The following is a 20,251-nucleotide window of genomic DNA, read 5'->3' as shown; positions in this document are numbered from 1 at the left end:
CGGCGGCAAGGCTGCGAGGCCGCACCACCCCACCCACACCAATGGTCATCCCGACGAACGTCGGGACCCACGGCCACGCAACGCCACTGATCGCCCACACCACACATCACGCCGAAACCACGGGTTCCGACGTCGGTCGGCATGACGAAAGGGACGGGAACGGCGCCCCTTCGCACCAACCCACCTTCTCGGCCCACCGACGCGCTTCTCCTCCGCGCCAACCCTCTTCTCGTCGCAACCACCCCGCCCCAAACCGCGCTACGCGTCCAGCGCCGCCCGCACCGCCCGCGCCACCTGCCGCCCCGATCGCTGCAACGCCGCCGGCGCCTCGCCCGCGTGCGCGTTGACGGTGATCGTCACCCGCACGTCGCGCCCACCGCCGGCCGGTGCGCCGGTCTCCACTCGCCCGCTCGATGTCGGCACGAACAGCTCCGGCCCGCGCTCGCCGACGACATAGCCGCGGCCCGGCGCCACCGGACCGCCCGTCGCCCGCCCCGGCAGGCCGGCCAGCCCCGCCAGCCCGCCGCTCAACGACGCGCCGCCAGTCACCCGCTCGACGCCGGCATGCACCGCCGCCCGCGCGATATCGGCCAGCACCGCCAGCGCGACGCCCTTCAGCTCCTCGAACCCGAACTTGCCCGACCGCACCGCCCGCAGCAGCGCGCCCTCGATCGCCCGTCCCGCCCGCTCCGCTCCGGCGCCCAGCGATCCCTCCAGCGTGCCCCGCATCGCCTCCACCTCACGCGCGAACCCCGCCGTGTCGGCGCGCACGCCGATCGTCATCCGCTCCACCTCATCCATCCGGAAACGCCTCCCGCATCCGGGCCAGCGTGGCCGCGTCCGGCGGCGTCATCGCCGCCGCGCCGCCGCCGCTCGCCGCCATCACCACCGCCGCCAGTTCGGCCGGCGTCGCCCGCCAGAACGCCGCCGGGCTCCACCCCAGCACCGCCCCGGCAAATCCCGCCAGCCGCACCGCCCCGTCCGCAAAGCAGGTCATCGCCCCGCCAGGATCTGGCCGAGCAATGCGCGCAGCACCGGCGTCGCCTTCGCCAGCCCCAGCTGCACCACCGCCTCGCCCAGCCGTTCGCGCGTCATCCCGTCGGGCAGATCGCGCAGGCAATGCCAGAACAGCGTCACCAGCTCGGCCAGCGCCAGCCGCCCCTCGACCGCCCGCTCGACCAGCGCGAACAGCGGCCCCAGTTCGCCCTCCGCGGCGACCAGCGCCTCGAACGACGGTCGCAGCACCAGGTCGCAACCATCGACGCGTAGGCCGCATTCGCCCCGCGCCGGATTGGCAGGCCCGCTCATGCCACCACCACCGGCCCGGAACTCTCCAGGCTCAAGGTGTAGGATCGCTCGCCGTTGAAATCGCCGGCATAATCCAGTCGCGTCACCAGGAACCGCCCGGTCATGCTGTCGCCGCTCTCGAAGCTCAGCCGGTAATCGTCGAGCACGCCCGACAGCGCGCTCGCCTTGATCCGCACCTCCGCCACCGATCCGGTGAAGACGCCTGCGCCCGACACGCTGACGCTGCGCACGCCCGCGCCCGACAGCAATTGCCGCCAGCCGCCCGAATCCTTGCTGGTCACCACCACCGCTTCGCCGTTGACGCTCAATTGCGTCGTGCGCAGCCCCGCCACCGTCGCGAATGTGGGTACCTGCCCGCCGTCGCCGACCTTCAGCAGGAACGCACTGCCCCGTTCCACCGCCATGCCCGTCTCTCCTTTAATTGCTGCGGAACATCCGCACCGCGAACACGCTCGATGCGGTCCAGCGTTCGCCCTTGCCCTGCGTCACCTGGCTCCGCGCCAGCCGCACCGACGTCACCCGCCACCCCTCGCGCAATTGCGGCGGCAGGCCGGCCATCGCCGCCTCGACCGCCGCCAGCAGCGCCCGCGCCCGCACCGGCGACACGCCGCCGTCGACGCATGCGATCGCCACCGTGCCGCTCCGCCCGGTGATGCCCACCGCATCGCTCGCCATCAGCACCGGGTCCTCGACCACCACATACGGCAGCGCCGCCCGCGCCGGAGGCGCATCGAACACGCGCGCCGGGGGCGCATCGGGGGCTAGCGCCGGGAGCGCATCGGGCGCCCGCATCGCCCCCGCCAGCTGCACCACGACCGCCGCGTGCAGCACCCTCGCCGCGCTCACAGCCGCATCCGCCGGAACGGCCGCCACAGCGCCGCCACCGCCGCCGGCGGGGCAGCGCTGCCCTCGCGGTGTTCGAACAGATGCGCCGCCAGCAGCGTCACGCCCTGCGCCACCGGCTCGGGCAGCGCGTCCCACGCCGCCGCCAGCCCCGCGGTATAGCTCACCGCCACCCGCATCGCCGCGCCGGGTGTGGTCACCCGGACCCAGCCGTTGCCGTCCGCATCGATGTCGACCGCATAGGCATCCACCGGCAGCACGAACGGCGCCCCCGGCGCCTGCAGCCCGGTCAGCCCCCGGATCGCGCTGACCGGCCGCTGCGCCAGCCGCTGCCAGTCGCGCCCCACGCCGATCACATCCTCGCACGCCCGCCCGATCAGCCGCTGCCCGCAGAATGCCTCGGCCAGCGCCAGCGCCGTTCCCGCGCCCTGCGTCAGCACCGCATCGGGTGCCTCCGCGATCCGCAGATACGCCCCCGCCGCGGCCGCCGCAGCCGCGACCACCCCGGCCGGCATCGCCGCCCCCTCCATCGCTCTGTCCCCTCGTGAAAAAAGCCGCCCCCGCCACGTCGGCGGGGGCGCAAGCGCCGGTCAGGCGGTGGCGAACTTCATCAGCTTGATCGCCTCGCTGTCGGCGACGCAGCCGCCGATCCGCTTGGTGGCGTAGAAGCCGACGAACGGCTTGTTCGAATAGGGATCGCGCAGGATCGCCGTCTCGGCCCGTTCGGCGATCAGATAGCCGGCGCGGAAATTGCCGAAGGCGATGGCGAAGGCATTGGCGGCGATGTCGGGCATGTCCTCCGCCTCGACCACCGGATAGCCGAGCAGCATGGCGGGCTGCCCGCTCGCCAGGCTCGGCTGCCACAACGGCATGCCGTCGTTGCTCTTGAACTTGCGGATGCGCGCCAGCGTCGCTGCGTTCATCACCCAGCTCGCGCCCTGCCGGTACGGCGCGCGCACCGCCTGCACCAGGTCGATCAGCCGTTCGTCCGGCGCGGTGCCGAAATCGCTCGCCGCCCCGCTCGGCAGATATTGCAGCGTGCCGAGCGGCCGTACCCCGTCCTTCGCGCTCGACATCGCGCCGGTCAGGAACCCCCTGGGCCGGTTGACGCCGTTGCCGCCGATGAAGGCCGCACCCTCCGCCCGCGCGAACTCCGCCGCGATCTCGCCCGCCAGCCATGCCTCGACGTCGAACGCCGCATCGTCCAGCATCGCCTGGCTGGCCGAAGGGTTGGCGTACAATTCGCCCATCGGCGGCACCAGCTCGGCGAAGACCGGGCTCGCCGTCTCCGGCCGCGGCGCCGTCTCCGCCGCCCAGCCCGACGGAGTCCCGCCGGTGGTGATGAGCTTGCGGTATCCCGCCGATCCCACCTTCACGACATTGGCGATGGCGCGGATCGGCGATGCCCCCTTCAGCACCGCCGCGATCTGCGCATCGATCTCGCGCGGCACCGCAAAGCCGCCCGCATCCCCGCTCACCCCGGTGAACGCCTTCATCTCCAGCGTCGTCCCCGCCCGGACGAATCCGGCAAAGGCCCCGTCCGCCTGCACCACGCGCGCGCCATCCAGCGCCGGCCGTTCGATCACGTCCACGTCATTCTCCTTGTTGAAACTCAAAATTCTTCGAAAAAGTCAGTCGATCCGGTCGATCCGCGCGAGCGCCTGCATCGGCACCGCCACCACGCTCACCTCGGCCAGCATCACGCGCAGCAACTCGCGCCGCGCGCCCTGCCGCACCACCAGCGGGCGATAGCCGACCGACAGCCCGTCCAGCGTCCGCGCGCCGACCAGCCGCGCGACATCCGCATCGTCGATCTCGCCCTCGACGCGCAGCCCCCGCGCATCCTCGCCGAGCGCGACGATCCGGCCGACCGGCGTCCCATGATGCTGCCACAGCAGCGGCACCGGGCCGGCATCGGCAAAGGCGCCGGGCCGCATGACGTCGCCGGCGCGATCGACCAGCCCGAACACCGCGGCATAGCCCCCGAACCGGACCGCCGCGGTCACTTCAGCCACCCGCCGAAGCCCAGCTTCACCGCCAGCCCGGTCAGCACCAGCGCGCCGACCAGCCGCACGCACCAGCCCGCCGCCGCCTTCCACACCGACCGCTTGGCATCGCGCCACGCCGCCAGCAGCTCGCGCAGGTCGGCCAGGTCGACCCGCGCCGCCTCGTCCGCCAGCCCCAGCCGGGTCAGCGCCCGCATCGCCGACAGCTCGCCCGCCTCCTCCGCCACCGCGCGCATCGTCGCCAGGTCGGCGCCCTCGCGCGCCGCCTGCGCCATCAGCTGCGCCAGCACGCCCGTATCCGCCTGACCGCCGCTCATGCCCCGATCCCCACCATCCGCCGCTTGTCCTCATCCGACAGGAAATCCGCCGCCGCGACGCTCGCCCACAATCGCTCGCGATCCTCGGACAGCGCCGGCACCGCATCCAGGTCGACCGCCAGCGTCGCCCCGTCGAACCATCCCGCCAGCCCCTGCGCCAGCGTCGCCAGGATCGCGTCTGCCAGCGGCAACACCGTCAGCCGCCACAATGCCCGGTTCGCCTCGCGATAATTGGCATAGGTCGCATCGCCGGGCAGGCCGAGCAGCATCGGCGGCACCCCGAACGCCAGCGCGATCTCGCGCGCCGCGCCCTCCTTCAGCCCGACGAAGTCCATGTCGGCTGGCGACAGCGACAGCGCCTGCCACTTGAGCCCGCCCTCCAGCAGCATCGGCCGCCCGGCATTGCCCGCGCCCGCGAACCCCGCCTCCATCTCCGCCTTCAGCCGCTCGAACTGCTCCGCGCTCAGCGCCGCGCCATCGCCCGGATCGTACACCAGCGCCCCCGATGGCCGCGCCGCATTGTCCAGCAGCGCCTTGTTCCACCGCCCCGCCGCATTGTGCACCGCCACCGCGCCCGATGCCGCCCCCAGGCAGCCCATGCCGTAATGGTCGTCGACCGGATTGAAGCTGCGGATATGCACCACATCCGGTCGCGGCCCCTCGGCATCCAGCCGCGTCCGCCGCTCGCCCACCGCATAGCGATAGGCGGTCGGCCACCCGCCCGCATCCACCTCGACGCTCACCCGTTCCGGCCGCAGCGCATACAGCGCCGCCGCGGCGCCCTCCGCATCGCGCAGCACCTGGACATAGGCGTTGCCGTGCAACAGCAGCTGCGCCGCGACCGTCTCCAGCAGCGCCTGCCCGCCGGATCGCGCCTGCACCAATGCCAACACCTCGGCGGCACTGGCCTTCAATGGTGCCGCGCAGACGCTTTCCGCGACCAGCTTCACCGCCCGCTGTGCGATCGCATTGCCCGCGAACCCGTCCCGCACCTGCGCCTCATACGACCGCGGCCATTCCCCCAGCGCCACGCCCGACCCGGCACGCGACAACGCCGGCCGCCCGCCCTCGCGAGCGGCCTTCCACCCAAACAACCGCATGATGATCTCCCCCTAAAACCCTCCCGCCACGGGAAGGGGAACCGCTGCCATCGGCAGTGATGAAAGCGCGGCCGCAAAGGCCGCCCGATGTGTGAGTCACGGATCAGGAAGGGGTGCCACGCAGAGACGCGGAGAAAGGGAAAAAACAAGAGGGGCAAACAACGCACCCCACCCGTCATCCCGACGAAAGTCGGGACCCATGCCCCCACGACGCCAATGATGACCCGCACCAACCACCCACAACGCAACCATAGGTCCCGACGTTCGTCGGGATGACGAGGGAGGCGAAAGAAGCGCACCCCCTCCGCGCCTCCGCGTCTTCGCGCGAAAACCCCCTTCTTCTCCACGCCTCCGCGCCTCCGCGTGAACCCGATCTCACTCCGCAGCCGCACCGTCGCGCAGCCTCAGCGCCCCGGCACCGTTCCCTCCCCGGCCACGCCCCGCTACAACTCCCGCACCCCGGCCGCGCCACGCCGCCCCAGCATCAGTTCGGTCAACGCCCACACCAGCGCATCGGCGCGATCCGGCGACCGCCCCGGCCCCTGATAGCCGCCGCCGGCGACCAGCCCGCACATCTCGTCCTCCAGCGCCGCGAAGCGTCCGCAGTGTCGGACCCGCCCCCGCTCGTACAGGGTCGCGACCGGCTCCGCCCGCGCCACCTTGCCACGGCTCGCCCGCACCAGCTTCACCGGCAACGCGACGTCCGCCGCCAGCAGCACCGATCGGACCATCGCACCGCCCTGGTTGGCCTCCGCCACCACCCGGTCCGCCCGGTGTTGCGCCGCGCAATCCGCCACCGCCCGCGCCCACGCCTCGGGCGAATGCGCGGCGATGCTGGCATCGGCCAGGACATGGGCGATGCCGTCGCCATCCACGCCGACCGCGACGATGCCGCAGGCGTCGCCGACGCCGTCGCCCTCGATCGCTCCCGCCGGCGGGTCGACACCGACCACCACCCGTACCAGGTCGCCCGGCGCATCGCACCGGCACGCCTCCAGCCGCGCGCGCGACCACAGCGCCCCTGCCAGATCGTCGATCATCTCGCCGTCCAGTTCCTGCCGCCCCAGCGCCGTGCCGCCATAACTGTCCTCGACATGCTCGACGAACACGTCCGGCAGGAACGGATTGTCGCGCGTCCGCCCCCGCGTCTCGACCAGCCCGCGCGCGCGCAGCACGCGCTTCATCAGGTTGGTCGGCCGCGGCGTCGTCGTCACCAGCACGCGCGGATGCGGGCCGCGCCGCATTCCCATCATCAGATTGTCCCAGGCCGCATCGCCGCGCCGCCATTTCGCCAGCTCGTCGCACCATGCCGCATGATGTTCCGGCCCGCGCAGCTGGTCCGGCACGTCCGCCGAATAGACGAACGCGCGCGCACCGTTGGGCCAGCGCACCTCGCCGTGGCTCATCGTATAGCGCGGCGTCTTGCCCGCCTTCGCCACCGCGCGCAGCCCGCTCGGCCCCTCGATCATCACCCGCCGCACGTCCGCCGCGGTCGATCCGACCAGCGCGATCATCGCGTCGGGGTCGGCGGCGATCCGCGTCACCCACTCCGCTCCGGCGCGGGTCTTGCCGAATCCGCGCCCGGCGCGGATCAGCCAGATCCGCCAGTCGTCGCCCTCCGGTGCCTCCTGTCCGGGTTGCGCCCAGCCGCCCCGCTCCCATCGTTCCGCCAGTTCCAGCCGCACGTCGGCGGTCAGCGAACGCACCAGCGTGGCGCGTTCGTCCGCCGGCAGGGCCGCCAGCCGCGCCATCACCTCGGCCGATCGGCCGCTCATGCCGGCGTCTCCCCGGCGGCGCGGGCCTTGCGCGCCGCCAGCGCGTCGAGCTTGGCAAGGATCGCGGCATCCGCCTGTTCCCGCGTCGCGACCACCTGCGCCGGGCCGCGCGACCGCACCCGCCCCTCTCGCCGCGCCCGGTACAGGTTGAGCAGCTTGAACGCCTCGTCATACGCCAGCGGTTCGACACCGGCGCTGTCGCCGGCGACGGTCCCGCCGCCACCCGCCATCGCATGGCCGATCATCCGCATTTCCAGCAGCAGATAGCCCGCATCGATCATCCGCTGCCATTCGGCCGCAAACGGTTTGCTGATCCGCCGTTGGTAATGCACCTGCGACGGCTGGACACCGATCGCCGCGGCCGCCGCGGTGACGTTACAATTGCACGCCAGATGCGCGAAGAACGTGGCGCGCATGGCCGCCGTCCACCGCACCTTCACCCCCGACCGGCGCCGCGTCACCGCGCCATCACCAACCCCGACCGCCACCGCCACCGTCATCGCGGTTCCCGCATCCTTCCCGTCGCCGTCCATCGCCGCCCCCTGCATCCCACCACCTGAACGCGCATCGGGCCGGCAGCGACATGGGGGGTACCCAAGCCGCTCCGGCCCGACTCGCAATTCTTCAGCGTTCCTGTTATGTACCCAATGAGCGTGACGAAGTCAATCTGTTTGTACCAGATCGGTTATCCTGCTCGGTCGGTCGATGGTGATCGCCGGCGGGGCTTGATCCGCTCCGGCGATGGTCCGTACAATTGTCCCTTCTCGTCCCAAATCCTCCACCACCCTTTCACCGTTTCGTACAGGCAGCCTTTCACCATGTATCCTGCAGCGGGACCGATCGCCCATGGCATGATCGGCCTCGACCTTCAGATCGCGGATCTCGACGACGCCTACAGGACGCTGCTCGGCCTGCCCCGCGCGGCGACGCCCGATCGCTCCGCGCTCGACGTCCTGCATCCCGACGATCGCTTGGCCGGCGAACGGTTCCTGCGCCGCGTCTGGGACGAGGGCACGACGCTGTCCGCCACCCTCCGTCACCTCCATGCCGATGGCCGGGCGATCTGGGTCAACCTTTACGTATCGCGGCTCGGCGGTGATGCCGGCCGCCGCCTCGTCGTCACCTGTCGACCCTTGCCGCCGCAGGGGGAGCGCCCCTCGACCGTCGAGGCGCAATGGCAGGTCGCACGGCTGCTGCTCCAGGCACTCGACGGCGGCAAGCGGGCGTTCGGCGACGCGCTGATCGGCAATCCCGCCACCGAGATCCTGCTGATCGGCTATGTCGCGGAAGCAGAGGCGCGGGCCGTGGCGGCGGGCGAGATCGCCGGGCGGATCAACGTGGCCTGGCCGCTCACCCGGCGCTGGCTCGCCGCGCTGATCGATGCGGGCTTCATCGAGCCGGAAATCGGCGGTCCGATCGGTCCCGACACCCCGGTCCGCCTCAGCGTCCGGGCGCTGGCGATGCTCGAGGCGATCTTTACCGCGCTCGTCGCCGTCGTGCAGGGGCCGCTGGTCCCGGCCTAGGCGTCGGCCGGCGCGATCAGGGGCGTCGCGATCGCTTCAGCGCCCGTGGCAACGCCGACCGGACGCGGGCCAGCCAGCTCGGGCGCGGCGGCGGCGTCAGGGTGGTGACGATCGGCTGGAATTCGTGCGGCTCGAACGGTACCTGCGCCAGGTCGAGCATCAGGCCGGTGACGTGCTTGCCCAGCGTCGCGTGATTGTCGGCGTCGTAGGTCGCGCGCAACGCCTGGCCCAACGGGTACAATTTGCCGTCCTGCCGGAACGCCATATCCCGCTCGTCGCCATCCGCTTTGCCGAATCCATCCGTCATCGCGCCCTCGTTCCGACCCACCAACGATCGGACGGCGGCAAGGGTTCACGTCAGCGGATCGAACCTATTCGACCGACGATTCGTCGCCCTGGTCGTCGTTGGCAGCCTCTGCCGGGTCGCCGCCATAGCAGCGATCTAGATAGTGATTGGCGATGATGTAATGCGCGCGCACCGCCAGCGGATGGGTTGCCCGTTGCGCCAGTTCCAGTTCCGTCTCCGCCCGCTCGTAGAAATAGATCGTGTCGTCCCGCATCGTCTGCACTTCTGTCTTGCCGGGCGGGCCGGGTCGTTGCCCGCCGCCGCCATCATCTGGATATATCAGGCATAACGCCCGGGCCCGCCGCCTGTGCCGCTATCGTCCGGCGGTGTCGGCGATATGTGCCCAGGCCGCGATTTCGTCGTCGGCATGCGCCGCGACCACCAGGTCGCCGGCACGCCCGGCAGCGATGTCGACCGCAACCGACCCGCACCATTCCCATGTCGCATTGCCCGACAGGCTGACCATCGCGTCCTCGCTCACCTCGGCGCGGACCAGCCCGCCCTTGTTGAACACCGTGATCGGCGCGCCATAGTCCAGCCGCCCGGTCAGGCACGCCGCGAACGCCGATGCCGCCATCGCGCTGCCACAGCTGTCGGTCAGGCCGACGCCGCGCTCGAACGTGCGCACGAACAGATCCTTGCCGCGCACCTCGACGAACGACACGTTGGCGCGGTTGGGCAGCCAGTCCGGCGCCGCCTCGCACGCCGTGCCGATCGCGACCAGTTCCGCCTCGTCCACCGCATCGACGAACGTCACCAGATGCGGATTGGGCATCGCCACCGCGGTGAACGCCCGCGCGCTGCCCAGCGGCGCCACCCGCGCCTCGACGATCCGCTCGACGCCCGCCGCCAGCGGCCAGTCGCGCACGTCCAGCCCCGCCGGTCCCGCCGTCTCGCGCACCGTATACACCCCCGGCGCCAGATCGGCATCGCGCGCCGCCAGCGCGCTCGACGTCTTCAGCCGCACCCGCGCGGCATCGATCCCCAGCGCCTCGAATCCCAGCCGCGCGACGCAGCGCAGCCCGTTCAGGCACGTCTCCGCCTCGCTGCCGTCGGAATTGAACATCGTCATCGCAAAGGCGTGCTCACCATCGCCCGGGCCGAGCAGCAGCAGCCCGTCGCCACCCACCGGGCCGCGCCGGTCGGCGAGCGCCCGCGCCACCGCCGCCCATTCCGCGCCGGACAGCGTCAGCGCCCGCGCGTCGATCAACGGAAAATCGTTGCCCGAACCATGGCATTTCACGAAGTCGAACCGCACGTGCTGCATCCCCTGCGGTCCCCGCGGGCCGCTTATGTTCTCGTCTGCCGCGCCGTTACACCCGCCCCGCCGGCCACGGCAAACGATAATGATCCGGCCACGGCAACCACTTACCATCCGCTCACGGCAGCCGGTAATGGTCCGCCAGCCGGTCGAGCGCTAGCGTCAGCACCAGCCGCCCCGCCCGCGCCGGCCAACCCAGCCCCTTTTCGGCCACCGGCAGCGCGTCCCCTGCGCAGATCACCCGCCACGCGATATCCTGCAACCCCGCGCCCGCCGCCGCCATGGCGGCATCGAACCGCGCCTTTGCCGCCACCTGCGCCATCACCGGGTCCAGCCCGCCGCCGCCCGCGCCGCCACCATCCACCCGCGCCGCCCAGCGCATCGTCACCCGCGCGCCCAGCGCCGCCGTCTCGTAATCGCCGCGCAGCCGCTCGCCCGCCTCCAACTGCCGCGCATCGACCAGTCCGCGCGCACGCAGCCAGCCGAGCGGCGATTCGGCCACGTTGACGCGCACGCTCCGTCCCACGCCCACCGTCCGTTCCACCAGTTCCCGCATCGCCCATTCCCTTCCTCGAGTCGGTCCGGACTTGCCATGCCGTCAGCTTTGTAGGACAGAGAAATAACCGCAGCGGTTAAGGATCGCCGATGATTACCGCCATAAGACAGGTACGTAGGGCCAAGAACCTGACGCTGGACGAAGTCGCGCGCCGCTGCGTGCCTCCAACAACTGCCCAGACGATCGGCCGGCTGGAGACCGGCACCCGCACCGTCTCGGTCGCCTGGCTCAACCGCATCGCCGCCGCGCTCGACGTCGCGCCCGCCGATCTCGTCACCCTGCCCGACCGTGCTGCGCTGCCCGTCGCCGCGACGCTGGATGCGGAGGGCGCGCACGCCCCCCGCCAGCCGCTCACCCTCACCGCGCCACAGCCCTCGGCCGGCGGCGTCGCCATCGCGGTGACCGGTAGCACCGCCGACTATCGCGCCGGCGACCACATCTGGTGCGACCTGCGCGCCCCCGATGCCTTTACCCAGGCGCTCAATCGCGACGTCCTCGTCCCCGTCCCCGCCGGTCGCTTCCTGTTCGCTCGCCTGATCGGCATCGACGGCGACGCCCTCCTCCTCCTGCCGCTAACCCCGGGGGCTCGCCCCACATCGATCGCCTCACCCGCCTGGTTAGCCCAGGCCACCCGCCTGATCCGCACGTTGTAGGGTCACGCGAAGACGCGAAGACGCAAAGAGGCAAGCGCCGCAGGCAACCGCCGGCACATACCTTCGAACGACGGGAGAAACGCCGTCGCCCGGCGCAACCTCTTCGCGCCTTCGCGCCTTCGCGCCTTCGCGCCTTCGCGCCTTCGCGTGAATCACCCTTCTCGCCGAGACGATCCCCCCGAACACCCCCGGCTTTAGCTGCACCGCAACATCTGCTATGGCCGCCACCATGCTCAACCTCAACGGCATCACCGTGCGCCTCGGCGGCCGCACGATCCTCGACGGCGCATCCGCGGCGCTGCCCCCCGGCAGCCGCGTCGGCCTGATCGGTCGCAACGGCGCGGGCAAGTCGACGCTCGTGCGCGTCATCGCCGGCATGCTCGAACCCGACGACGGCAGCGCCGACATGCCGCGCGGCGCCCGCCTCGGCTATATCGCGCAGGAAGCGCCGTCAGGCACCGCCACCCCGTTCGACACGGTGCTCGCCGCCGACACCGAACGCGCCGCGCTGATGCTCGAATCGGAAACCAGCGAAGATCCGGACCGCCTCGGCGACGTCTACGAACGGCTGATCGCGATCGACGCCTATACCGCCCCGATGCGCGCCGCGCAGATCCTGCTCGGCCTCGGCTTCGACGAGGACATGCAGCAGCGCCCGCTCGACAGTTTCTCGGGCGGCTGGAAGATGCGCGTCGCCCTCGCCGCGCTGCTGTTCTCGCAGCCCGACCTGCTGCTCCTCGACGAACCCTCGAACCACCTCGATCTCGAAGCGGTGATGTGGCTCGAGGATTTCCTCGTCGGCTACAAGGCGACGATCGTCGTCGTCAGCCACGAACGCGATTTCCTCAACAACGTCGTCGATCACATTCTCCACCTCCAGAACGGCAAGATCACGCTCTACGCCGGCGGCTATGACAGCTTCGAGCGCCAGCGCGCCGAGCGCATGGCGCAGCTTGCCGCCGCCAAGGCCAACCAGGATGCGCAGCGCGCCAAGCTGCAGGATTACGTCGCACGCAACTCGGCGCGCGCCTCCACCGCCAAACAGGCGCAAAGCCGGCAGAAGATGCTGGCGAAGATGCAGCCGATCGCCGAACTCGCCAACGATCCCTCGCTCTCGTTCGACTTCCCCGATCCCACCGAACTGCGCCCCCCGCTCATCACGCTCGACATGGCGAGCGTCGGCTACAGCGAAACGCCGATCCTCAAGCGGCTCAACATGCGTCTCGACCCCGACGATCGCGTCGCGCTGTTGGGGCGCAACGGCAACGGCAAGACCACGCTCGCCCGTCTGCTCGCCGCGCAGCTGACGCCGATGGACGGAGAGATGGCGTCGTCGGGCAAGATGAAGGTCGGCTATTTCACCCAGTATCAGGTCGAGGAACTCGACGCCGACGATACGCCGCTCGAGCACATGACCCGCATCATGCGCGGCGCCAGCCCCGCCGCGGTCCGCGCGCAGCTTGGCCGCTTCGGCTTTTCGGGTGACAAGGCAGTGGGCAAGGTCGGCCGCATGTCCGGCGGTGAAAAGGCGCGGCTCGCGCTCGCGCTCATCACCCGCGACGCGCCGCACATGCTGATCCTCGACGAACCGACCAACCACCTCGACGTCGACGCGCGCGAAGCGCTGGTGCAGGCGCTCAACGCCTATACCGGCGCCGTCGTGCTGGTCAGCCACGATCGCCACATGCTGGAAATGACCGCCGACCGCCTCGTGCTGGTCGACAACGGCACCGCGAAGGAATTCGACGGCACGCTCGACGATTACATCGCCTTCGTCCTCGCCGGCGACAAGCAGCCCGAACCCAAGGCGAAGAAGCCGAAGGGCAAGCCGATCGACCGCGACGCCGAAAAGCTGCGCCGCAAGGCGATCCGCGATGCCGAAGCGGAGATCGCGGCGCTCACCAACGACCGCAACGCGATCGACCGCGCGATGTTCGATCCCAAGACCGCCGAACCCCGCTTCGCCAAACTCGCGATGAGCGACCTGATGAAGCGCCGCGCCGACGTGCAGGACCAGATCGAAACGCTCGAGGCGAAATGGCTGGAAGCGACCGAGGCGCTGGAAGCGGCGTGATACCGCGGATCGCGCACTGAATTACCAGGCGTACCATTTCGTCACCCCGGACCGGTTCCGGGGTGACGGGGTCAGGCCTGCACCGTCTTTCGGATCAGACCGCCACCACGCCCGAGCAGGACCTGCTAGGATCGCAACCAAACGGTTGCACCTTGGTAACATCTGGCTCAGAAGCAACTTCAAGGTTGCAATATCCGCAACCCACCGGTTGCCGCTCAGGCAACCAGAAGGGTGCCGATGCACAAACCTGTCGAAGCCGCCCGCCTCTTCGCGGCCCTCGCCGATCCTACCCGTCTGGCATTGCTGGTGATCCTGCGCAGCGGCCCGCCCCGTTCGATCGCGCGCCTGTCCGCCAATTCCGGCATGACGCGCCAGGCCGTCACCAAGCATCTGCGCATTCTCGAAGACGCCGCGCTCGTCCTGGTCGCACGAACCGGCCGCGAAACCCACTATAGCTATCGCCCCGGCGCCCTCGACACCGCCCGCACCGCGCTGGACGCGATCGCTGGCAACTGGACCGCCATCGCACCATCGACGGAGGGCTGACGTCCGGGCCCCGATCGCGCGCGCAGCCGTGAAGCAGACGGGGTTCACGCGGAGGCGCGAAGGCGCGGAGAAGCAAAGGGAGAGAGCGGCGCTCCCACCCACCACCGTCACCCCGGACATGGTCCGGGGTCCACGCTGCGGCGAGGCGCGCGGCAGACACAGCAAGCGCCCCAGCCGCCCGGCAGACCCCGGAACACGTCCCGGGTGACGACTGCCCCCTTATCACCGGCCCAAGCCTAAATGACGCTGAAGGAGTCCCACCCCTTCGCGTCTTCGCGTCTTCGCGCGAAAACACCTGTCATCCTTCTTCTCCGCGCCTCCGCGCCTCCGCGTGAACCCCTCGACCCAACACGCAAAAAAGGCGCGAAAGCCAAAGCCCCGCGCCTTTCGAACTTTCGACGATGTGCTTGGCCTCAGCCCTCGGCGTCGCCCTCACCCGCGTCACTCGCCGCAGGCCGCTCGAACCACGCCTCGACCTCGCCGTTCAGCTTCAGCGTCAGCGGCCGGCCGTGGCGGTCGACCTTCTTGCCAAGCGCGACGCGGATCCAGCCGGCGGGGCGGTCGTATTCCTCGACGTCCTTGCGCTCGACACCCTTGAAACGGATGCCGATGCCGCGCTCCAGCGCGGGCTGGTCGAAATAGGGGCTCGACGGATCGGTCGACAGGCGATCGGGGGCGTATCGGTCATGTCCGCGCGCTTAACCGCATCCTCCCCGGCCCGCTACGAAAAAGCGGCGCGGACGTAAGCCCGCGCCGCCTTCCCGACGAAACGCCGTGTCGGCTCAATAGCCGTAACCGTATCCGTAGCCGTCGCCGTAGCGCGATCCATAGTCGTAATAGCGCTCACGAACGACCACGCGCGGGGGCGGCGGCGGGGCATAGTAGCGATCGCGATACACGACCCGCGGCGGGGGCGGCGGCGCGTCGTAATAATAACCGCGGTCGTAATAGCGGTCGCGGTTGCTGCTGGCGACCGCCGCGCCGATCCCCAGGCCGACGATCCCGCCGAGCAACGCACCCGCAGCCACGTCGCCGCCGCCGCGGTGATGGCGATAGCCGCCCCAACGCTGCGCATCGGCCGGGGCCGCCGCCGTCAGCGCGGTCGCGGCCAGGGCGATGCCAAGGCCTGCCTTCTTCATCAATGCATTCATGACGCTTACTCCTCATCACAACGCTGGAGGGAAAACGCACAACGATCCAAGCGTGTTGCATCCCGTCTAGGCGAGTCGCCCTGAACCGGTCCGGAATGCGATGTTCATGCGCGGTTTATGCCTGCCGCATCGTCACGTTCATTCACGAAGCCGACACAATCCGCGCCTACCGCGCGGGCAAGCCCGGGGGGGCGCCATGCATCAGGGCACGACGACGCGGGGGCGACACCCGCGCGCTGCCGACCCGGCACCTTCCCCTTGCGCATCATCCAAAGGGGACCTTCGTGACCATATCTCGCTCGCTCAAGACCATGTTGCTGCTCGGCGCCGCCGGCCTCGCCGCGCCCGCATTCGTCGCGCCCGCCCTCGCCCAGACCGTGACGCCCGCCACCGATTCGCCTGCCGCTACGGCGGCGCCGGCCGACACCGGCGATCTCGGCGACATCGTCGTCACCGCGGAACGACGGTCGGAAAACCTGCAGCGCGTGCCGCTGTCGGTGGGCGTCGTCGGCGGCAGCGACCTGCGCACCTTCCAGGCGGGCGGCGAGGACATCCTGGCGCTCTCCGGCCGCGTCCCCGGCCTGTATATCGAAACGACGACCGGCCGCATCTTCCCGCGCTTCTACATCCGCGGCCTCGGCAACATCGATTTCTATCTCGGCGCCAGCCAGCCGGTCTCGATCATCCAGGACGACGTGGTCCTCGAACATGTCGTGCTGAAATCGAACCCCGTCTACGACGTCAACCAGGTCGAGGTGCTGCGCGGGCCGCAGGGGTCGCTCTTCGGGCGCAACACCACCGCGGGCATCATCAAGTTCGACACGATCCGCCCCAGCCAGACCTGGCAGGGCCGCGCCGCCGCCTCGTTCGGCAGCTATGCGACGACGACGCTCGATGCCGGCGTCGGCGGGCCGCTGGTGGCGGACAAGGTCGCCGTCCGCCTGTCGGGCCTGATCCAGCATCGCAACGACTGGATCGACAACACCTTCGCCGGGATCAGCGCCGATGGCACCCCCACTCCGCAGCGCAATGCGATGGGCGGCTTCGACGAACGCGACGTCCGCCTCCAGGTGCTGCTGACCCCGACCGAGGCGTTCAGCGTCAACGTGTCGGGCCATGCCCGCGGCTATCACGGCACCTCGACGATCTTCCACCGCGCCGCGCTCAGGAAGGGGGCGAACTCGGTCTCCGCCGAACCGCGCGACAGCATCGCGCTCGACGAGGGCCGGAACAACCCGCAGGATTACGACACCTACGGCACGTCGGTGAACGCCGCCTACGACTTCGGGCCGGTGACGCTCACCTCGATCAGCGCCTATGAGACGACCTCGGGCTACAGCCGCGGCGATACCGACGGCGGCGCGGCGGCGAACTTCCCGGTGGCGGGCAAGGCCAACGGCTTCGGCCTCAGCCAGGGCAACGTCCGCGCGCTCGGCCAGTATACGCAGGAAGTGCGACTGGCGAGCGCGGCGAACCAGCGCTTCACGTGGCAGGTCGGCGGCTTCTACTTCAACCAGAACGACACCACCGATTTCTACCAGCGCACCTTCTTCCTCATCCGTCCCGACGTGAACGGGACGCAGCCCAATCCGAACAACTGGGTGCGCCTGCATAACGTCAACACCAGCTGGGCGCTGTTCGGCCAGGCGAGCTACAAGGTCACGCCCGACCTGACGCTGACCGGCGGCTTTCGCGAAACGGAGGATACCAAGAAGACGACGCTGCTGAAGGCGGCGAGCGCCACCTATGCCGGCCGTCGCTATGTCCGCCTGTCGGACACCACGCCCAGCTGGGACGTGTCGGCGCTGTATCAGGTCGATGCGGACAACAGCCTGTACGCCCGCGTCGCCCGCGGTTTCCGCGGGCCGACGATCCAGGGCCGCTCGGCGGTGTTCAACGCCGATTTCACCACCGCGAACAGCGAAACGATCACCAGCTACGAAGTCGGATCGAAGAGCCTGCTGCTCGACGGGCGGCTGCGCTTCAACGCATCGCTGTTCACCTATACGGTCGACGACATCCAGCTGAACGGCAACGACGTCAACGGCAACGGCGTGCTGTTCAATGCGGACAAGGCGCGCGCTTACGGCGTCGAGATCGACACGCAGTTCCGCCCCGTGCCCAACCTCACCCTGACGCTCGGCGCGAGCGCGCTCGCCTCGAAGATCAGGGACACGCGCGTCTACGCGCAGGTCTGCGCGCTCAACGGCGTGGTGGTCTGCACCGTGCAGGATCCGACGATCCGCGGCGGCCTGTTCGCGCAGATCGACGGCAACCCGCTGCCCAACGCGCCGCGCTGGAACCTCGATGCGACCGCGCGCTACGACGTGCCGCTCGGCAATGGCGGCCGGGTGTTCGCCGCGACCGACTGGAACGTGCAGGGCTACACCAATTTCGTGCTCTACAAGACGCGCGAATTCTACGCCGACGGCAATTTCGAAGGGGGCCTGAAAATCGGCTACACCAGCCCCGACGAGAACTACGAGGTCGCCGCCTTCGCCCGCAACATCACCAACGAAAAGAACCTGAAGGGCGTCATCGAAAACTACATGGCCGCCGTCTTCAACGAACCCCGTATTATCGGGGTGTCGGTGTCCGGCCGCTTCCGCTGATCCGTTATTAAGTCAATACTTGGGGCGATGTCGAAAGACGTCGCCCTTTATTACACACGCCTCACCCCCGTCATTGCGAGCGTAGCGAAGCAACAGAGCCGGACCAGGACGCGCTGGATCGCTTAGCGACGCCCGCAATGACGCATGGACGGCAGCCCGCCGCCGCCAACGAAAAAGGGGCGCCCGATCACCCGGACGCCCCCTCTTCGAACCGCAAACCGACCGGTGGCTTACGCCGCCATCTTCGCCCGCGACGCCTTCTTGCGCTCGTGCGGATCCAGGTGGCGCTTGCGCAGGCGGATCGACTTCGGGGTCACCTCGACCATCTCGTCGTCGTCGATATAGGCGATCGCCTGCTCCAGCGTCGCACGCTTCGGCGGGGTCAGCCGGACCTGGTCGTCCTTGCCGCCGCTGGCGCGGAAGTTGGTCAGCGCCTTGGTCTTCATCGGATTGACCTCGAGGTCGTCCGGCTTGGCGTTCTCGCCGACGATCATGCCCTCGTACAACGCCTCGCCATGGCCGACGAACAGGATGCCGCGCTCTTCCAGCGGACCCAGCGCATAGCTGTTGGCTTCACCGGCGCCGTTCGAGATCAGCACGCCGTTCTTGCGGCCTTCGATCTTGCCCTTGTGGGGCCCGTACTTCTCGAACAACCGGTTCATGATGCCGGTACCGCGCGTGTCCGACAGGAACTCGCCGTGATAGCCGATCATGCCGCGCGATGGCGCCGAGAAGGTGATGCGCGTCTTGCCGCCGGTCGACGGACGCATGTCGGTAAGCTCCGCCTTGCGCAGGTTCATCTTCTCGACGACCGTGCCCGAATGCTCGTCGTCGACGTCGATGATGACGGTCTCGTACGGCTCGGTCTTGTTGCCGTTCTCGTCCTCGCCGAACAGCACGCGCGGGCGGCTGATGCCCAGCTCGAAGCCCTCGCGGCGCATCGTCTCGATCAGCACGCCGAGCTGCAGTTCGCCGCGGCCGGCGACTTCGAAGCTGTCGCGATCCGACGCCTCGGTCACCTTCACGGCGACGTTCGATTCGGCCTCGCGGAACAGGCGGTCGCGGATCATGCGGCTCGTCACCTTGGTGCCCTCGCGGCCCGCCATCGGCGAATCGTTCACCGCGAAGCGCATCGACAGCGTCGGCGGATCGATCGGCTGCGCATGCAGCGGCTCGCTGACGGTGATGTCGGCGATCGTGTTGGCGACGGTCGCGACGGTCAGCCCGGCGAGGCTGATGATGTCGCCCGCCTTCGCCTCGTCGACCGGCACGCGGTCCAGGCCGCGGAACGACATGATCTTCGACGCGCGGCCCGTCTCGACGATGTTGCCGTCGTTATCGAGCGCGTGGATCGCCTGGTTGGTCTTCACCGTCCCCGAATTGACGCGGCCCGTGAGGATGCGGCCGAGGAAGTTGTCGCGGTCGAGCAGCGTCACCAGGAACGTGAACGGCACGTCCTCCACTTCCACCTTCGGCGCCGGCACGTGGCTGACGATCGTCTCGAACATCGGGATCAGCGTGCCTTCGCGCGCGTCCATGTCGGTCGAGGCATAGCCGTTGCGGCCCGAGGCGTAGAGCACCGGGAAATCGAGCTGTTCGTCGTTGGCGTCCAGCGACACGAACAGGTCGAACACCTCGTCCAGCACTTCCTGGATGCGCGCGTCGGGGCGATCGACCTTGTTGACGACGACGATCGGCTTCAGGCCCAGCGCCAGCGCCTTGCCGGTGACGAACTTCGTCTGCGGCATCGCGCCTTCCGACGAATCGACCAGCAGGACGACGCCGTCGACCATCGACAGGATGCGCTCCACCTCGCCGCCGAAGTCGGCGTGGCCGGGGGTGTCGACGATGTTGATGCGGATGCTTTCGCCACCACCCGGCGGCGTCCAGTCGACCGAGGTCGGCTTGGCGAGAATGGTGATCCCGCGCTCTTTCTCGAGGTCGTTCGAATCCATCGCCCGCTCTTCGACGCGCTGGTTATCGCGGAAGGTGCCGGACTGGCGGAACAACTGGTCGACGAGCGTGGTCTTGCCGTGGTCGACGTGCGCGATGATCGCCACGTTGCGGAGGCTCATGGGAATTCCTGATGTGATAGGGTATTGGGCGCGCCCATAGCCGAAATGTTGGCCTGCGGGAAGGGGGCGGGGTTTTGCCGCGGGCAAGCCCGCATCGCCGGACGG

Annotated in this window: 23 protein-coding genes and 1 pseudogene; 5 read left to right on the top strand and 19 right to left on the bottom strand. The window is 69.7% G+C overall.

Features of this window, described 5'->3' with window-relative positions; translation table 11 throughout:
- Positions 1-258: 258 nt before the first annotated feature.
- The 12 genes from GTH33_RS06060 to GTH33_RS06005 all read right to left on the bottom strand — a co-directional run bounded on the left by GTH33_RS06060 (position 259) and on the right by GTH33_RS06005 (position 7,882).
- Positions 259-801, bottom strand: a complete 543-nt coding sequence (locus GTH33_RS06060; RefSeq protein WP_163957643.1) for a tail tape measure protein — start codon at positions 799-801, stop codon at positions 259-261.
- Positions 794-997, bottom strand: a complete 204-nt coding sequence (locus GTH33_RS06055; RefSeq protein WP_163957641.1) for a phage tail assembly chaperone — start codon at positions 995-997, stop codon at positions 794-796. The genes GTH33_RS06060 and GTH33_RS06055 overlap by 8 nt, the downstream gene beginning before the upstream one ends.
- The gene (locus GTH33_RS06050; RefSeq protein WP_163957639.1) at positions 994-1,308 is read right to left on the bottom strand and encodes a gene transfer agent family protein; all 315 of its coding nucleotides are present in this window, start codon (positions 1,306-1,308) and stop codon (positions 994-996) included. Before GTH33_RS06050 ends, GTH33_RS06055 begins: the two co-directional genes overlap by 4 nt.
- Entirely contained in the window at positions 1,305-1,712 is a 408-nt protein-coding gene (locus GTH33_RS06045) for a phage major tail protein, TP901-1 family (protein ID WP_163957637.1), read from the bottom strand. The genes GTH33_RS06050 and GTH33_RS06045 overlap by 4 nt, the downstream gene beginning before the upstream one ends.
- Positions 1,713-1,725: 13 nt before the next feature.
- On the bottom strand, positions 1,726-2,154 hold the full coding sequence (gene gp17 / locus GTH33_RS06040; RefSeq protein ID WP_249055009.1) for a tail completion protein gp17: 429 nt from the start codon (positions 2,152-2,154) through the stop codon (positions 1,726-1,728).
- Positions 2,151-2,681, bottom strand: a complete 531-nt coding sequence (locus GTH33_RS06035) for a head-tail connector protein (RefSeq protein ID WP_163957634.1) — start codon at positions 2,679-2,681, stop codon at positions 2,151-2,153. The genes gp17 and GTH33_RS06035 overlap by 4 nt, the downstream gene beginning before the upstream one ends.
- Positions 2,682-2,741: 60 nt before the next feature.
- The gene (locus GTH33_RS06030) at positions 2,742-3,743 is read right to left on the bottom strand and encodes a phage major capsid protein (protein ID WP_163957632.1); all 1,002 of its coding nucleotides are present in this window, start codon (positions 3,741-3,743) and stop codon (positions 2,742-2,744) included.
- Positions 3,744-3,782: 39 nt separating this feature from the next.
- Positions 3,783-4,166: an HK97 family phage prohead protease gene (locus GTH33_RS06025; protein ID WP_338054404.1), complete on the bottom strand. Its 384-nt coding sequence runs from the start codon at positions 4,164-4,166 to the stop codon at positions 3,783-3,785.
- Positions 4,154-4,474 (bottom strand): DUF6127 family protein, encoded by a 321-nt coding sequence (locus tag GTH33_RS06020; RefSeq protein WP_163957630.1) that lies wholly within the window; start codon positions 4,472-4,474, stop codon positions 4,154-4,156. Before GTH33_RS06020 ends, GTH33_RS06025 begins: the two co-directional genes overlap by 13 nt.
- Positions 4,471-5,574, bottom strand: a complete 1,104-nt coding sequence (locus GTH33_RS06015; RefSeq protein WP_163957628.1) for a phage portal protein — start codon at positions 5,572-5,574, stop codon at positions 4,471-4,473. Before GTH33_RS06015 ends, GTH33_RS06020 begins: the two co-directional genes overlap by 4 nt.
- Positions 5,575-6,017: 443 nt before the next feature.
- Positions 6,018-7,349 (bottom strand): DNA-packaging protein, encoded by a 1,332-nt coding sequence (locus tag GTH33_RS06010; RefSeq protein ID WP_163957626.1) that lies wholly within the window; start codon positions 7,347-7,349, stop codon positions 6,018-6,020.
- Entirely contained in the window at positions 7,346-7,882 is a 537-nt protein-coding gene (locus GTH33_RS06005; protein ID WP_163957624.1) for a hypothetical protein, read from the bottom strand. Before GTH33_RS06005 ends, GTH33_RS06010 begins: the two co-directional genes overlap by 4 nt.
- Positions 7,883-8,167: 285 nt before the next feature.
- Between GTH33_RS06005 and GTH33_RS06000 the strand changes: the two genes are divergently transcribed.
- Positions 8,168-8,872, top strand: a complete 705-nt coding sequence (locus GTH33_RS06000; protein ID WP_163957622.1) for a PAS domain-containing protein — start codon at positions 8,168-8,170, stop codon at positions 8,870-8,872.
- A gap of 16 nt (positions 8,873-8,888) precedes the next feature.
- Here GTH33_RS06000 and GTH33_RS05995 read toward each other — a convergent pair whose 3' ends face one another.
- From GTH33_RS05995 to GTH33_RS05980, 4 genes are all read right to left on the bottom strand, one after another.
- Positions 8,889-9,179 (bottom strand): hypothetical protein, encoded by a 291-nt coding sequence (locus GTH33_RS05995; protein WP_163957620.1) that lies wholly within the window; start codon positions 9,177-9,179, stop codon positions 8,889-8,891.
- Between the two features lie 64 nt (positions 9,180-9,243).
- Positions 9,244-9,432, bottom strand: a complete 189-nt coding sequence (locus GTH33_RS05990; protein WP_163957618.1) for a hypothetical protein — start codon at positions 9,430-9,432, stop codon at positions 9,244-9,246.
- Positions 9,433-9,531: 99 nt separating this feature from the next.
- Positions 9,532-10,476, bottom strand: coding sequence for a diaminopimelate epimerase (gene dapF / locus GTH33_RS05985; protein WP_212592681.1), 945 nt, complete (start codon positions 10,474-10,476; stop codon positions 9,532-9,534).
- Between the two features lie 121 nt (positions 10,477-10,597).
- Complete coding sequence (locus GTH33_RS05980) at positions 10,598-11,035, bottom strand: DUF6456 domain-containing protein (protein WP_163957615.1); 438 nt, start codon at positions 11,033-11,035, stop codon at positions 10,598-10,600.
- Positions 11,036-11,124: 89 nt separating this feature from the next.
- Here GTH33_RS05980 and GTH33_RS05975 point away from each other — a divergent pair, with 89 nt between their 5' ends.
- The 3 genes from GTH33_RS05975 to GTH33_RS05965 all read left to right on the top strand — a co-directional run bounded on the left by GTH33_RS05975 (position 11,125) and on the right by GTH33_RS05965 (position 14,308).
- A complete protein-coding gene (locus GTH33_RS05975; RefSeq protein ID WP_163957612.1) occupies positions 11,125-11,688 on the top strand; it encodes a helix-turn-helix domain-containing protein in 564 nt (187 codons plus the stop codon).
- Positions 11,689-11,917: 229 nt separating this feature from the next.
- Positions 11,918-13,762 carry an ABC-F family ATP-binding cassette domain-containing protein gene (locus GTH33_RS05970; RefSeq protein WP_163959654.1) on the top strand — a complete coding sequence of 615 codons (1,845 nt, stop codon included), beginning with the start codon at positions 11,918-11,920 and terminating at the stop codon, positions 13,760-13,762.
- Positions 13,763-13,999: 237 nt separating this feature from the next.
- Positions 14,000-14,308, top strand: a complete 309-nt coding sequence (locus tag GTH33_RS05965; protein WP_163957611.1) for an ArsR/SmtB family transcription factor — start codon at positions 14,000-14,002, stop codon at positions 14,306-14,308.
- Positions 14,309-14,721: 413 nt separating this feature from the next.
- Here GTH33_RS05965 and GTH33_RS05960 read toward each other — a convergent pair.
- Together GTH33_RS05960 and GTH33_RS18120 are read right to left on the bottom strand one after the other, a co-directional pair.
- Positions 14,722-14,996 (bottom strand): annotated as a pseudogene (locus GTH33_RS05960) (DUF3297 family protein).
- A 94-nt stretch (positions 14,997-15,090) separates the two neighbouring features.
- Complete coding sequence (locus GTH33_RS18120) at positions 15,091-15,459, bottom strand: hypothetical protein (protein ID WP_163957609.1); 369 nt, start codon at positions 15,457-15,459, stop codon at positions 15,091-15,093.
- A gap of 311 nt (positions 15,460-15,770) precedes the next feature.
- Here GTH33_RS18120 and GTH33_RS05950 point away from each other — a divergent pair, with 311 nt between their 5' ends.
- Positions 15,771-18,071, top strand: coding sequence for a TonB-dependent receptor (locus GTH33_RS05950; RefSeq protein WP_163959649.1), 2,301 nt, complete (start codon positions 15,771-15,773; stop codon positions 18,069-18,071).
- Positions 18,072-18,301: 230 nt separating this feature from the next.
- Here GTH33_RS05950 and typA read toward each other — a convergent pair whose 3' ends face one another.
- Positions 18,302-20,146, bottom strand: a complete 1,845-nt coding sequence (gene typA / locus GTH33_RS05945) for a translational GTPase TypA (protein ID WP_163957607.1) — start codon at positions 20,144-20,146, stop codon at positions 18,302-18,304.
- Between the last annotated feature and the right edge of the window lie 105 nt (positions 20,147-20,251).

This window comes from Sphingomonas insulae, assembly GCF_010450875.1.
GTDB lineage: Bacteria > Pseudomonadota > Alphaproteobacteria > Sphingomonadales > Sphingomonadaceae > Sphingomonas > Sphingomonas insulae.
The sequence above is the reverse complement of the archived record's forward strand: the minus strand, read 5'-3'. Positions and strand labels throughout refer to the sequence as shown.